Below are 12317 nucleotides of genomic sequence, written 5' to 3'. Positions count from 1 at the left end.
TCCTTGGATGTTCACGCACGGGTGAGCCGTCGTCACCTGAGTGGGGCACCGGTCACGACGGTTCGATGGATCCGGAGCTCGAGGGTGAGAGGGCCGCACGATCGCCGGTTCAGCAGGTCATTGTGCCAGATCGCGGCGCGCGGACCCAACTCCTACACCGTCTGGGCGGCCGGCTGCTCGTCCGTGACGGCGGCGGGCGCGGCCATTCGACGGGAGAGGAGGACGATGCCGCAGGTCAGGACCGTGACGGCCATGGCGGCGACGAGCACGCGGTAGTCGACGACGGAGATCAGCGCCGCGCCTGCGGCGGTGCCGGCGACCTGCGGCCCGTTGAGCACCATGTTCGTGGCGGCGGACGTGCGGCCCTGCAGGCGGGCCGGGGTGAGCCGCTGCCGCAGCGTCACCATGCCGACGACGGCCCACACCACGCCCAGCCCGACCACCACCGCTCCGGCCGACACGACGAGGGTGGACGGCGCCAGCGCGGCGACCAGCCCGGCGGCGACCGCCGCGAGCCCGACGCCCACCGCCGTCCGCTCCCCCGTCCGCTTGATCAGCAGCGCCACCGTCAGGCCGCCGACGATCGAGCCGCCGCCCTGAACGCTGGCGATGACGCCGAAGAACTCGCTGGGCATGCCCAGCGCCTCGACGACGGCGAACGTCGTGGAGTTGGCGAGGCCGGTGATCGCGACCGCGACGCCCAGCAGCAGCGTGAGGTCGGCCAGCTGGGGCGTGGCGCGCAGGTGCCGGAACCCGGCGGTCAGCTCGCGCCGGAACCCCTCGCGTTCCGCGGCCGGCGTCGGCGGGCTCTCGTCGACCCGCACCGTCATGACCACCAGTGCCGCGATGACCAGCATGGACGCCGTCAGGACCGCGACCGCGCCGCCCCCGTACAGCGCGTAGACGCCGGCGCCGGCCAGCGGGGTGAGCAGCCGCAGCCCCTGATCGAGCGTCGTGAGCAGCCCGTTCGCGCCGGCGAGGTCGTCGTCGTCGAGCAGGTCCCTGAGCAGCCCCGACTGCGCCGCGCTGGTGACGTAGCCGACCCAGCCGTACCCGAACGTGACCAGGTAGATCAGCCACAGGTCGGCGGCGTCGTCGACGGCGAGCAGCGCCAGCACTCCGGCGGCCGCGACGACGTTGACGGCCGCGACCAGGCGCTTACGGGACAGGCGGTCGGCCAGCTGCCCGGCCAGCGGTGCCAGGAACACCGGCAGGCCGAGCATCAGGAACACGAGGCCCGCGGCGCCGTTGCTGCCGGTGAGATCCTTGGCCCAGATCGCGACCGTCAGGTACAGCGCGCTGTCGCCGAAGTTGCTGAAGGTCCAGGCGACGGTGAGCCGGCGGAACGGCCGGTGCGCCAGCGCGGACGGCACCGGCTCAGGCCGCGCTGATCAGCCGGGTGACGGGGCGCGCGCTCGCCGCGCTAGCCACGCTCGCCGTCGCGCCGGCTCGGCGGTCGAGACGGGCGGCGAGCCGGGCGGACCGGTCGGCCCAGCGGCGTAACCGGCGGGCGCGGACGAGGTCGCGGCGGGCCCGGTAGTGGGCGGCGGACGTGCGGCGCTCGGCGTGCGGGTCGTGGTGGAGGCTGGGCTCGATGAACATGGCGGTCTCCTACTGCTCGTGGTCTGCGGTGCTGTGGGTGTCGAGGTCGGGATCGGGGCTCAGGGCGCCGAGAAAGTGGACGACCCGGGCGTCGTCGGGCCGGGACGCGGGATCTTCGCGGCGGTGCCCGTACCGCGCCACGATGTCGTCGGTGAACGCGCCCAGCCGGTCCATGACCTCGGTGAGCTCGTCGCGCGTCAACCAGAAACTGGACGTGTTGATGACCATGGACTGATCCCAGCCCGGACCCAGCTCCGCCGCCCGGCCGATGGTGCGCAGCAGGCGGTCGGCCTCACGCTCGACCACGATGCGCGCGAACGCCGACGCCTCCCGCACCGACTCGGGGTTCTCGACGTCCGGGCCGACGGTGCGGTTGCGGCTGACCAGGCGCCACGGCTTCTCGCGTCCACGCGGCTCGCCCAGCTCGACGTAGCCGTACTTCGCCAGCATGCGCAGATGGAACGAGCAGCTGGCGACGCTCTCGCCGGTGCGTTCGGCGCACTCGGTGGCGGTCAGCTCGGGCTCGATGCCCAGGAGGTCCATGAGCTGGAGGCGGAGCGGGTGGGCCAGCGCCCGCATCGACTGCGGGTCGGTGACCTTCTGGGGCTGATCGCTGGGCATGACCTAAAGGTACCTTGCTAAAGAGTTCTTTAGCAAGGGTTGTTGAGCAATAAGTCTTGTTCTTCTTTGGTTGGCCGGGCTCGGGTTGGCCGCTCGGGTTGGCCGGGCTCGGGTTGGCCGGGCTTCCGTTGGTTGGGTCTGCCGCGTTCCGCCAGCCCCCTGCTGCTCTCGATGGTCGGGGGCGCGGGAGGCCGCCTCAAGCGGACCTTCTGCTTGGCGCTTCGCGCGACGGAGGACCGCTTGACCCGGCCGCCCGCGCCCCCGTGAAAGGAGCGTCAGGGGGCCGGCCGGAAAATGGGCCCGGGCTTCCAGCTCTGCTGGAGTTCGGCTCCGCTGGCCGCTGACGGGTCGTGGGTGGTGTTCCGGCTACCGGCTCCGCTGCTGGTCCCGGTTCGCTGGCCACCTCTGGCCGCGTCGGGTTCGGCCACCGGCTCCGCTCCAGGTCGCCGTCGCTGGCCGCTCACTGGCCGCGCCGGGTTCGGCTACCGACGCCGCTGCTGGTCCCGGTTCGCTGGCCACCTCTGGCCGCGTCGCGTGCGGCTACCGGCTCCGCGGTTGGTCCGGGCCCGCTGGCCGGTCACCGTGCCATGATCATCCAGGTGTGGTGGTGCTATCGCGCCCCGAAACCTGGATGGTCTTGCCGCGAAAGCCGACCGAGGGCCCGGTGACTGGGTGGAAGCGGCGCGAGTTCACGACGGCGCTGCTCGAGCGTCGCGTCGCGCGGTGGTAGGTAGACCCCTCCCGGCCCGGGTGGGGCCCACCCTACGGGCGGGCACCGACAACCTCGCGCCGCGAACCGCGCGCCGTGCACCACACACCACGAACTGCGCGCCGTGCACCACACACCACGAACTGCGCGCCGTGCACCACGCCCCATACCCCGCCACGCACCACTCCCGGCACGCTGTCCCACACCGCGCCCGGCAGGCCGTCCCAATCCGCACCCCGCCACGCTCCGCACGCGCCACCCCACACGCGCGCACCGCGCACCACACCCGGCACGCCGTCCCAATCCGCACCCCGCCACGGTCCGCACACGCCGTCCCGCTCCGCACGCCGCCGGCGGCTGGTCGGGCGGCGCCGACCCGGGGCGATCATCAACGAGTGGCGACGTTAGGAGGTCGTCAACGGTGGATGATCATGGAGCTCAGCGGACGACGCGGCCGCGGAGGATGATGCGGACGGGGTCGAGGAGGGTCTTCGGCGAGACGCGGGGGTCGTCGGCGTAGAGGCAGAGGTCGGCGGTAGCGCCCTCCTCCAGGAGTCCGCTGCCGCCGAGCAGGTACGACCGCGCCTTCCAGGAGGCGGCCGCGACGGCGGCTTCGGCGGGGATGCCGGCGGCGACGAACTCGAGCACCTCGCGCGCGAGCAGCCCGTGCGGCAGCTGACCCCCGGCGTCGGTGCCTGCGTACACGGGCACGCCGGCGTCGTAGGCATCGCGAACGTTGGAGTAGCGCCGCGCGTGCAGCGAGCGCATGTGCGCCGCGTACCCGGGGAACTTCGCCTCGCCCTGGGCCGCGAACTTGGGGAAGTTGGCGATGTTGACGAGGGTGGGGACGAGCGACACCCCGTGGGAGGCCATGTGGGCGACGAGATCAGGCGACAACCCGGTGCCGTGCTCGATGCCGTCGATGCCGGCGCCGAGGAGGTCGGGCAGCGCGTCCTCGCCGAAGACGTGCGCCGTCACCCGGGCGCCCAGCTCGTGCGCCCGCTCGATGGCGGCGTCCAGCGCCCACCGCGGCCAGCACGGCGAGAGGTCACCCTTGTCGCGGTCGATCCAGTCGCCCACGAGCTTGACCCAGCCGTCGCCGCGGCGGGCCTCCTGCTCGACGTACGCGACGAGCTCGTCGGGCTCGATCTCCCAGCCGAAGTTGCGCAGGTAGCGCTTGGTGCGGGCGATGTGACGGCCGGCCCGGACGACGCGCGGGAGGTCGTCGCGGTCGTCGATCCAGCGGGTGTCGGCGGGCGAGCCGGCATCGCGGACGAGGAGGACGCCGATGTCGCGGTCGGTGAGCGCCTGCTGCTCGGCGACGTCGTCGGGGACGGCGCCGCCGGCGTCGAGGCCGACGTGGCAGTGGAGGTCGACGAGGCCGGGCAGGATCCAGCCCGTGCCCACGCTGACCGCGTCGGGCACCGGCTCGTACGTGACGGCGCCGTCACGCACCCAGAGGTCGCGGTGCTCGGCCTCGGGCAGGACCACGCCCCGCAGGTGCAGGGCAGGCGACGGGGTCACCGACGCTTGAGGAACTGCGCGATGTCGTCGGGCAGGTCGAAGTCGCCGTCGCCCTCGGGGGCGGAACCGCCGAACGCGGACGGCAGCTGGCCGGGCTGCGGCTCGGCCGCGCGCTTCTCGTCGGCGGCCGCGAGCTGCGCCGCCCGCTTGGCCGGATTGCCCGAGCGCGCCCCGCGCTTGCCCTTCTTGCCCTGCTTCGGCTGCTTGCCCTTGCTCTTCTTGCCGCCGATGGCGGGCATGCCGGGGATGCCACCGGCCATGCCGGGCATGCCCGGGATGCCGCCGAGCTTGCCCCGCGCGGCCTGGCTCATCATCTCGCGGGCCATGAAGAACCGCTCGACCAGCTGGTTGACCTCGCTGACCTGGCGGCCGGAGCCCTTCGCGATGCGGGCGCGGCGCGAGCCGTTGATGATCTTCGGGTTGGCCCGCTCGCCCGGCGTCATGGAGTGGACGATGGCCTGGACGCGGTCGAGCTCGCGCTCGTCGAAGGAGTCGAGCGCCTCGCGCATCTGGCCGGCGCCGGGGAGCATGCCGAGCAGGCTCTTGAACGACCCCATCTTCTTGATCGCCTGCATCTGCTGCAGGAAGTCGTCGAAGGTGAAGTCCTTACCGCCCTTGGCCTGCAGCTTGCGGGCCATCTCCTCGGCCTGCTCGGCGTCGAACGCCTTCTGGGCCGACTCGATCAGCGTGAGCATGTCGCCGAGGTCGAGGATGCGCGAGGCCATCCGCTCGGGATGGAACACGTCGAAGTCGGTGAGCTTCTCGCCCGCCGACGCGAACATCACCGGCTTGCCCGTGACCGACGCGACGGACAGCGCGGCGCCACCGCGGGCGTCGCCGTCGAGCTTGGTGAGGACGACGCCGTCGAAGCCGACGCCGTCCTGGAAGGCGAGCGCGGTGGTGACGGCGTCCTGGCCGATCATGGCGTCGACGACGAACAGCGTCTCGTCGGGCTTCACGGCGTCGCGGATGTCGGCGGCCTGCTTCATCAGCTCTTCGTCGACGCCCAGCCGGCCGGCGGTGTCGACGAGGACGACGTCGTAGAGGCGGCTGGTGGCGTGCTCGATGCTGGACTTCGCGACGGCGACGGGGTCGCCCACGCCGTTGCCCGGCTCGGGCGCCCACACCGCGACGCCGGCGCGCTCGCCGACCACCTGCAGCTGGGTGACGGCGTTGGGGCGCTGGAGGTCGGCCGCGACGAGCAGCGGCTGCTTGCCCTGCTCCTTCAGCCAGAGCGCGAGCTTGCCCGCCAGCGTCGTCTTACCGGCGCCCTGCAGACCAGCGAGCATGACGACCGTCGGCGGCTGCTTGGCGAACCGCAGCCGGCGGGTCTCGCCGCCCAGGATGCGGACCAGCTCGTCGTTGACGATCTTGATCATCTGCTGGGCCGGGTTGAGCGCCTGCGAGACCTCCTCGCCGCGGGCGCGCTCACGCACCGCCGCGATGAAGTCCTTGACCACCGGCAGCGCGACGTCGGCCTCGAGCAGCGCGACGCGGATCTCGCGGGCGGTGGCGTCAATGTCGGCCTCGGAGAGGCGACCCTTGCCGCGCAGGTTCTTGAACGTCGCGGTCAGGCGGTCGGTGAGCGTGGCGAACACGTCTGCTGATGTCCTCGGGGTCGTCGGCAGGGTACGGGAGTCCCTCGCAAGCCTAACGCGCTGCCCTCCCCCGTGGCATGCGCCAGACTGCCCGTATGGCCGACGACGTCCGGATCCACCCCGCGACGGCGGATCGCTGGGACGATCTGCGCGTCCTGCTCGCGCCGCGCGGCGAAGGCGCCGGCGCCTGCTGGTGCCTGGCCTGGCGGCTGCCGTCGGGCGAGTTCGGGCGGCTGCCCGACCCGGACCGCGAGGACCGGCTGCACGAGCTGGTCGCCGGCCCGCTGCCGCCCGGCCTGCTGGCCTACGTCGACGGCGAACCGGCCGGCTGGTGCCACGTCGGGCCGCGGACGGCGATGGCGCGGCTGGTCCGCTCGACGACGATCCGGCCGGTCGACGACCTCCCGGTGTGGTCGGTCGTGTGCTTCGTGGTGCGGACGGGCTACCGGCGGCGCGGACTGGCGGAGGAGCTGCTGCACGAGGCGGTCGCGTTCGCGGCGGCGCACGGCGCGCCCGCGCTGGAGGGCTACCCGGTCGAGTCCGGCGGGGCGCGGCTCAGCACGTCGCTGGCCTACGTCGGCACGACGGGGATGTTCGAGCGGGCCGGGTTCGCGCGTATCGCCGCGACGGACGCGACCAGCGCCCGGCGGCCGCGGTGGGTCATGCGCCACGACCTGGGCGGTGCGGCGCGTGCGTGACCCGCGCGAGGTGCTGACCCGGGCCGCTCCCCCGCCACGGCGGACGGTGACCTACGGCGAGCTTCCCGACCAGGTGATCGACGTGTGGGCGGCGGACGGCGGCGGGGCGCGGCCGCTCGTGGTGGTGGTGCACGGCGGGTTCTGGCGGGCGGAGTACGACCGGCGGCACGCGTGGTCCGATTGCGCCGGCTTCGCCGCGGCGGGGTACGCGGTGGCGGCGGTCGAGTATCGGCGGACGGGGGCGGGCGGCGGCTGGCCGGTGACGTTCGACGACGTGGCGGCGGCGCTGGACGCGGCGCCGCGGCTGGTCGCCGAGGTCGTGCCGGTGGAGCCGGGCCAGGTCGTGCACGTGGGGCACTCCGCGGGCGCCCACCTCGCCGTCTGGGCGGCGTCGCGGGGACGGCTGCCGGCCGGGTCCCGCTGGGCCCCGCCCGCACCGCAGTCGCCGCCGGCCGGGGTGGTGTCGCTGGCCGGGGTGCTCGACCTGCGTACGGCGTCCGAGCTGCGGCTGGACGGCGGCGCGGCGGACGAGCTGCTCGGCGGCGGGCCGGACGAGCGGCCGGAGCGGTACGCCGTCGCCGACCCGCAGGCGCTGGCGCCGCCCGGGCGACCCGTCAGACTGCTGCACGGCACCGCCGACCGGCAGGTGCCGCCGGAGCTCAGCCGCCGCTACGCCGCGGCGGCCGGCGCGGACGCGACGCTGCGAGAACTGGACGGCGTGGAGCATTTCGGCCTCATCGACCCCGAGTCGAGCGCCTGGCCGGCCGTGCTGGACGCCGTCGGCGAGCTGATGAGGAGCGCATGACCGCCACCCGCTACCTGTACCTCGCCCGCCACGCCGAGGCCGCGCCCGACGACACCGGGCTGAACGCCGCCGGCCGCCGGCAGGCCGAACTGCTCGGGCAGCGTCTGCGCGACGGCGGGCGCCGGTTCGACGCGGTCTGGCACGGCCCGCTCCCGCGCGCGGCCGAGACCGCGCGCATCGTCGCCGCGGCACTCCGGGTCGAGCCGGCGCAGACGGCGGCGGCCGGCGACTACGTGCCGCACCGCGACGACGTCCCCGCGGCCTACCAGGGCTTCGTCGACCAGGTCGACGACGACGGCGGCGCGGAGCTCGCGGCCGAGGCGGTGCGGCGGTTCACCGGAACCGCGGACGGCGACGCCGAGCGGCACGAGCTGGTGGTGACACACGCGTTCACGATCGGCTGGCTGCTGCGGCACGCGCTCGACGCGGCGCCGTGGCGGTGGCTGACGGTCAACCAGGGCAACGCGGCGCTGACGGTGATCCGCTACGCGCCGGAGCGCGCGCCGTCGGTCCTGGTGCACAACGACACCCGGCACCTGCCCGACGAGCTGCGGTGGACGGGGTTCCCGGACGCCCTGCGGGTCTGACGTGATCGCGGCGGTACCGGCGAACCGGGCGGGCTGGGACGACCTACGAGCGGTGTTCGGCACCCGCGGACCGGCCTCGCGGTGCTGGTGCCAGCGGTACCAGCTGGCACCAGCAGAATCGTTCGCGTCGGCGCCGGCCGAGGTCCGTGCCGGCCGTCTACGCGACGAGACCGCGTGCAACGACGTCGCGGCGGGGCGTACCGCCGGTCTCGTCGGCTACCTGGACGGTGAGCCAGCCGGGTGGTGTGCCGTCAAGCCGCGCGCGGACTACGCCGGGCTGCGCCGGGTGTTCCGGGTGCCGTGGGCCGCGGCGCAACCGCCGTCGAGGGCTACCCGATCACCACGACCGCAGTGCTCCAGGAGGAGCTGCACGTCGAGGTCGCACGCCCGACCCCGCGGCGGGTGGTGATGCGGCGCGAGTTCTAGGGCGCCAGCTTCACCGCGACGTCGTAGAGGTCGTGCCACTCGGGCGCCTCCTGGGCGCAGCGGGCGAACAGCCAGAGCCGCAGCCGCTTCGGGTCGAGGTCGAGCAGGCCGGCCATGCGGTCGGACAGCGCGCCGGGGTCGGCCATCAGGCGGTCCATGTTGAACATGTGCTGCGTGGCGTCGTAGGTGCGGTCGCCGACGTACGGCTTGGGGTCGATGACCAGCCACGGCTCGCGTCGCGCCGCGACGATGTTCTCGGGATGCAGGTCGGTGCAGAGCAGGACGTCGTCGTCACTGGTCAGGGGCAGTTCGCGGTAGAGCGTGACGCCCTCGCGGAGCAGGCCGCGGTCGAACCGGGCCGGTGCGGCGTCGACGCGCTGGTCGAAGTCGCGGGCCCAGAACTCGCACATCGACGCCAGCGAGCGGAACGGGTGCCCCTCGGGCGGACGGCGCCAGAGCCGGCGCAGCAGCCCGGCCAGCACGACGTCCTGCTCGAGCGGCGGCAGCGACCGGGCCAGCGGCGTGCCCGGCTCGGCCCGTTCCAGCAGCAGCGCGCTGGTGTCGCCGGAGGTCTCGTCGGCGTAGACCCGCACGGCGCCGTCGCCGTCCCAGAACCGCAGGCCGGCGGCCTCGTGCTCGGCCTCGGGGTGCCGGAAGCCGACCTTGAGGACGACGGGGTCGCCGGCGGCCGTGGTGGCCGGCGCCACCCACGAGCACTGCCCGCCCGGCTCGTACGCCTCGTCGACGTCCAATTCCCACCGCGCCACCACCGCCGGCAGCACCGACGGCAGCGTCGCCGCCCACCGCGTGAGCCGCGGCTCCTGACCGCCGGCGGCGAACTCGGCCAGTTTCGTGGGCAGCGCGAAGGCGGTCACGCCGGTATTCAAACCGACGCGACCGCCGCCGCGCACACCGTTTTCAGGCGTCGCGCTTGGAGAACAGCCAGCCCGCGACCAGCAGCAGCAGCGCCGCCTCGCCGGCGAACACCCCGATGCCGGTCCACGGGCCCAGCAGGTCGGGGTTGAAGGACTCGACCGTGGCCATGGTCGTGCCGGCGTTGCCCGGCATCAGCTTCGTCAGCCACTCGCCGGTCGCGCCGGGGATGAGGCCGACGAGGTTGCCGACGACGAAGATCAGCGCGATGCCGACGGTGACCGCGCCGGCGGTGTGGCGCATCAGCAGGCCGAGGCCCAGGCCGAACACGCCCAGCACGGCGAGGTAGAGGCCGCCGCCGGCCATCGTCCGCAGCACGTCGGGGTCGCTGAGGGAGAAGCCGATCCCCTCGCGGTCGAGGAAGAAGTTGCCGGCCAGGATCGCGACGGTCGACGTGATGGCGCCCAGGACCAGCAGTAGCGCGGTGAGCACCGTCGTCTTGGCGGCCAGCACCGACCACCGGCGCGGCGCCGCGGCGAGGGTGGTGCGGATCATGCCGCTGGAGTACTCGGCGGTCGCTACCAGGATGCCCAGGACGAGCGCGGCGAGCTGGCCGAACATCAGGCCCCAGGTGACGAACGCGCCGACCGGCTCGCCGGCGCTGTCGTCGGCGAGTTCACCGGCGACGCCCCAGCAGATCAGCGCCGTCAACCCGACGCTGAGGACGAACAGCGAGGTGAGCGTCCAGACGGTGGAGCGGACGGTGCGGATCTTGGTCCACTCGGCGTCGAGGATGCGGCCGAATGTGAGCCGGGGCCGGCCGACGTCGGCGCGGTGGGCCGGCGGCGACGCCGGCGCTGTCAGGGTCGAGGACGTGCTCATGGTGGTCACACTCCGGCGGGGACGGGCTGGTCGGTGCGGGCGTGGTACTCGACGCTGTCGGCGGTGAGGCGCATGAAGGCCTCCTCGAGCGAGGCGCTGACCGCGCTCAGCTCGTGCAGGTACAGCCCGCGCGAGCCGGCGACGTCGCCGATCTGCTCGGGTGTGGCGCCGTCGACGAGCAGTGCGCCGTCGTCGTCGCGGCGGATGGCCCAGCCCTGCTCGCGCAGCGCGTCGGCCAGCGCGCCGCCCTGGGGCGAGCGGACCCGGACGTGGGCGGCGGAGTTGCGGGCGATGAAGTCGGACATGTCGGTGTCGGCGAGGATCGCGCCGCGGCCGATGACCAGCAGGTGGTCGGCGGTCAGCGCCATCTCCGACATGAGGTGGCTGGACACGAATACCGTCCGGCCCTCGGCGGCCAGCGACCGGATGAGGGTGCGGATCCACCGGATGCCCTCCGGGTCGAGGCCGTTGACCGGCTCGTCGAACAGCAGCACGCCGGGGTCGCCGAGCAACGCGGCGGCAATGCCGAGGCGCTGGCCCATGCCGAGCGAGAACCCGCCGGACCGCTTGCGCGCGACGGCGTCCAGCCCGACCATGCCGATGACCTCGTCGACGCGGCGGCGGGAGATGCCGTTGGTCTTCGCCAGCCACAGCAGGTGGTTGTGCGCAGTGCGGCCGCCGTGGATCGCCTTCGCCTCCAGCAGCGCGCCGACCTCGTGCAGCGGCGCGGGGAGGTCGCGGTAGGCGCGGCCGTTCACGGTGACGCGGCCGCCGGACGGGTGGTCGAGGCCCATCACCATGCGCATGGTCGTGGATTTCCCGGCGCCGTTCGGGCCCAGGAAGCCGGTGACCGCGCCGGGCCGGACCGTGAAGTCGATCGCGTCGACCGCGGTCTTGTCTCCGTAGCGTTTCGTCAGCCGTTCCGCTGTGATCATGGCCGTCACGTTACGGCCATCGCCGTCGATGAAACAGCAGTTCAAGGGTGGTTTCAGGGCTGACTCAGGGACATTTCGGGGTGGTCCCTGAGCCGGCCCCGGAGACGTCCTCAGCCCCGTTGGGTCAGCGACTGCGGGAAGTCGGTGATGATCCCGTCGACGCCCAGGTCGCGCATGCGCCGCATGGCGCCGGGCTCGTTGACCGTCCACACGTTGATCTCCATGCCCAGCTCGTGGACGCGGTCGATCAGCGCCTGGTCGGTGACGGTGAACTGCGGGTTCACCTGGTCCGCCCAGGCCGACAGCTCCAGCAGCTCCGCCTCGGTGGGCCGGTCGGCGTCGAGCAGGCCGATCGGCACCTCCGGCAGCGCGGCCTGGAACGCCCGCGCGTCGGCGACCACGAACGACTGCACGCCGAGCCGGCCGTCCGCCAGAGCGCCGTCGACGTAGCCCGGGATCGCGCTCAGCTCGGCGGCCAGCTGCTCCGGCAGGCCCGTGCCGGCGTAGTGCCCGCACGGGCTGATCTCGGCCAGCATGCCGGTGTGCCGGCCGAGCAGCCGGATCACCTCCCGTACGGTGATGATCGGCTCGCCAGCGAAGCTCTCGTCGAACCAGGAGCCGGCGTCGAGAGTGCGCAGCTCGGCCCATGTGAAGTCGGACACCCGGTACGACGCCCGGCCCGGGAAGCGCTCCTCCACGTCGGTGGTGCGTTCCAGGGTGCAGTCGTGGAAGTTCACCAGCCGCCCGTCCTTCGTCCGCTGGACGTCGATCTCGACGACGTCCGCGCGCTGGCGGACGGCGGCCCGGACGGCGGCGGCCGTGTTCTCCGGCGCGATGCCGGACGACCCGCGATGGGCGATGACGGCGGGCCCGTCGGCCTCGTCCGCCGCGACGGCGGCTGCGGGGGAGACGATCAGCACCGAGGTCACGACGAGCCCGGCGAGTCTGGCGATGCTGGCGATCCGCACGATGGATCCTCCGATCCGGATGGGTGGCCGCCAGGCTGACACCGGGACGTGACGCGGAGTCGGACCTGGGTCGACTCCTGGGTGAAGAC

The 12317-nt window shown here is 73.5% G+C and carries 13 protein-coding genes; 4 read left to right on the top strand and 9 right to left on the bottom strand.

Going from position 1 to position 12317, the window contains the following annotated elements:
- Positions 1-152 precede the first annotated feature (152 nt).
- From BLU82_RS07915 to ffh, 5 genes are all read right to left on the bottom strand, one after another.
- The gene (locus BLU82_RS07915; RefSeq protein WP_092618111.1) at positions 153-1373 is read right to left on the bottom strand and encodes an MFS transporter; all 1221 of its coding nucleotides are present in this window, start codon (positions 1371-1373) and stop codon (positions 153-155) included.
- A 4-nt stretch (positions 1374-1377) separates the two neighbouring features.
- Complete coding sequence (locus BLU82_RS07910; protein ID WP_092618110.1) at positions 1378-1602, bottom strand: hypothetical protein; 225 nt, start codon at positions 1600-1602, stop codon at positions 1378-1380.
- 9 nt (positions 1603-1611) lie between these two features.
- Entirely contained in the window at positions 1612-2223 is a 612-nt protein-coding gene (locus BLU82_RS07905; RefSeq protein ID WP_092618109.1) for a winged helix-turn-helix domain-containing protein, read from the bottom strand.
- Between the two features lie 1147 nt (positions 2224-3370).
- Positions 3371-4456, bottom strand: a complete 1086-nt coding sequence (locus BLU82_RS07900; protein WP_092618108.1) for an amidohydrolase family protein — start codon at positions 4454-4456, stop codon at positions 3371-3373.
- Positions 4453-6054 (bottom strand): signal recognition particle protein, encoded by a 1602-nt coding sequence (gene ffh / locus BLU82_RS07895; RefSeq protein WP_092618107.1) that lies wholly within the window; start codon positions 6052-6054, stop codon positions 4453-4455. The genes BLU82_RS07900 and ffh overlap by 4 nt, the downstream gene beginning before the upstream one ends.
- A gap of 95 nt (positions 6055-6149) precedes the next feature.
- On the opposite strand from ffh, the gene BLU82_RS07890 reads away from it, so the two are divergent.
- The 4 genes from BLU82_RS07890 to BLU82_RS35945 all read left to right on the top strand — a co-directional run bounded on the left by BLU82_RS07890 (position 6150) and on the right by BLU82_RS35945 (position 8570).
- The gene (locus BLU82_RS07890; RefSeq protein WP_092618106.1) at positions 6150-6752 is read left to right on the top strand and encodes a GNAT family N-acetyltransferase; all 603 of its coding nucleotides are present in this window, start codon (positions 6150-6152) and stop codon (positions 6750-6752) included.
- Entirely contained in the window at positions 6745-7557 is an 813-nt protein-coding gene (locus tag BLU82_RS07885) for a S9 family peptidase (RefSeq protein ID WP_092625583.1), read from the top strand. The genes BLU82_RS07890 and BLU82_RS07885 overlap by 8 nt, the downstream gene beginning before the upstream one ends.
- The gene (locus BLU82_RS07880; RefSeq protein ID WP_092618103.1) at positions 7554-8144 is read left to right on the top strand and encodes a histidine phosphatase family protein; all 591 of its coding nucleotides are present in this window, start codon (positions 7554-7556) and stop codon (positions 8142-8144) included. The genes BLU82_RS07885 and BLU82_RS07880 overlap by 4 nt, the downstream gene beginning before the upstream one ends.
- A gap of 300 nt (positions 8145-8444) precedes the next feature.
- Positions 8445-8570 carry a hypothetical protein gene (locus BLU82_RS35945; protein ID WP_255367104.1) on the top strand — a complete coding sequence of 42 codons (126 nt, stop codon included), beginning with the start codon at positions 8445-8447 and terminating at the stop codon, positions 8568-8570.
- Here the strand turns inward: BLU82_RS35945 and BLU82_RS07875 are convergent.
- The 4 genes from BLU82_RS07875 to BLU82_RS07860 form a co-directional block, all read right to left on the bottom strand.
- Positions 8567-9445 (bottom strand): aminoglycoside phosphotransferase family protein, encoded by an 879-nt coding sequence (locus BLU82_RS07875; RefSeq protein ID WP_157740706.1) that lies wholly within the window; start codon positions 9443-9445, stop codon positions 8567-8569. The two genes, BLU82_RS35945 and BLU82_RS07875, sit on opposite strands and share 4 nt — an antisense overlap.
- Positions 9446-9488: 43 nt before the next feature.
- On the bottom strand, positions 9489-10325 hold the full coding sequence (locus BLU82_RS07870) for an ABC transporter permease subunit (RefSeq protein WP_157740704.1): 837 nt from the start codon (positions 10323-10325) through the stop codon (positions 9489-9491).
- A 5-nt stretch (positions 10326-10330) separates the two neighbouring features.
- The gene (locus BLU82_RS07865) at positions 10331-11260 is read right to left on the bottom strand and encodes an ATP-binding cassette domain-containing protein (protein ID WP_092618097.1); all 930 of its coding nucleotides are present in this window, start codon (positions 11258-11260) and stop codon (positions 10331-10333) included.
- Positions 11261-11370: 110 nt separating this feature from the next.
- Positions 11371-12228, bottom strand: a complete 858-nt coding sequence (locus BLU82_RS07860) for a glycerophosphodiester phosphodiesterase family protein (RefSeq protein WP_197682799.1) — start codon at positions 12226-12228, stop codon at positions 11371-11373.
- Between the last annotated feature and the right edge of the window lie 89 nt (positions 12229-12317).

This window comes from Jiangella sp. DSM 45060 (genome assembly GCF_900105175.1).
Taxonomy (GTDB): Bacteria; Actinomycetota; Actinomycetes; order Jiangellales; family Jiangellaceae; genus Jiangella.
This window is presented reverse-complemented; position numbering and strand designations above follow the sequence as displayed.